Source organism: Bradyrhizobium campsiandrae, from assembly GCF_014529705.1.
Lineage (GTDB): Bacteria > Pseudomonadota > Alphaproteobacteria > Rhizobiales > Xanthobacteraceae > Bradyrhizobium > Bradyrhizobium campsiandrae.
Genome location: NZ_JAANIH010000163.1, coordinates 1 through 875 on the forward strand (window position 1 = coordinate 1; position 875 = coordinate 875).

At 62.2% G+C, this 875-nt stretch carries 2 protein-coding genes; both read right to left on the bottom strand.

Features of this window, described 5'->3' with window-relative positions:
* Positions 1-27 precede the first annotated feature (27 nt).
* The gene (gene tnpB, locus G8O24_RS42495) at positions 28-384 is read right to left on the bottom strand and encodes an IS66 family insertion sequence element accessory protein TnpB (protein ID WP_188108412.1); all 357 of its coding nucleotides are present in this window, start codon (positions 382-384) and stop codon (positions 28-30) included.
* On the bottom strand, positions 381-779 hold the full coding sequence (gene tnpA, locus G8O24_RS45320; protein ID WP_188108413.1) for an IS66-like element accessory protein TnpA: 399 nt from the start codon (positions 777-779) through the stop codon (positions 381-383). Before tnpA ends, tnpB begins: the two co-directional genes overlap by 4 nt.
* Between the last annotated feature and the right edge of the window lie 96 nt (positions 780-875).

Genomic DNA, 875 nt, shown 5'->3' on the forward strand with positions numbered 1-875 from the left:
GCCGCGAAACAAATCGTTAGCCCTGAGTCAGTTCGCCGCAGCTGGCGTCGGGACGATCCGCTCACCCACGCGCTTCCAGTTCAGCCCTTCAAACAGCGCTTCGAACTGCGTCCGCGTCAAACGCATGACGCCGTCGCTGATCCGCGGCCATTCGAAATGGCCGCCATCGCCAAGCCGCTTGTAGACCAGAACGAGGCCCGTGCCGTCCCATAGCAAAATCTTAAGCCGGTCGGCCCGCTTCGAACGAAAAACCACGATCAGGCCCGAATGCGGATCAAGCCCGAGCGTGTTCTGCACCAAGCCGGCCAGCGCGTCGTGCCCGCACCGGAAATCGACAGGACGCACAGCAAGCACAATCCGCAGTCCCTGCGCCGGAATGATCATGCGCCGCGCTCGATCGCGGCTACGATCTCCGCGATCCGCACCGCTGACACGTCCCCGCCCAGGCGAACCGAAACCTTGCCAATCGCAATCTCGACAAGCCCTTCGCTCTTGCCTGACGCCGCTGGATCGCTCAGCTCGATCGGCACGAAATCCGCCGCTTCGTCCGCGACCAATGCGAGCCGGCCAGTACGCGCCAATCTGCGCCACGTCGTCAACTGCTGGGCCTTGACACCATAACGCCGTGCGACCTCACATACGCGGGCGCCAGGCTTCATGCTCTCGAAAACAGCGCGCCCCTTGATCTCCGCAGGCCATAACCGCCCTCCAGAACGCGTACGACGCGCAAGCTTCCCCGCAAAACCGTCAGCTTCGGACTCCTCGCCCGATAGTTCCATCCGTCAGTCTCCTCCTGGCTGCCTCAACAGCCAAGAATCGCAGAGCACAAACCGAGCGGAAACCCATCAATCAAATGGGAGAAAAGCCTCGCTTAC

What these genes read in the sequence shown, in the direction of transcription:
- tnpB (WP_188108412.1), bottom strand. Translation starts at nt 384, where the DNA reads ATGATCATTCCGGCGCAGGGACTGCGGATTGTGCTTGCTGTGCGTCCT.
- tnpA (WP_188108413.1), bottom strand. Translation starts at nt 779, where the DNA reads ATGGAACTATCGGGCGAGGAGTCCGAAGCTGACGGTTTTGCGGGGAAG.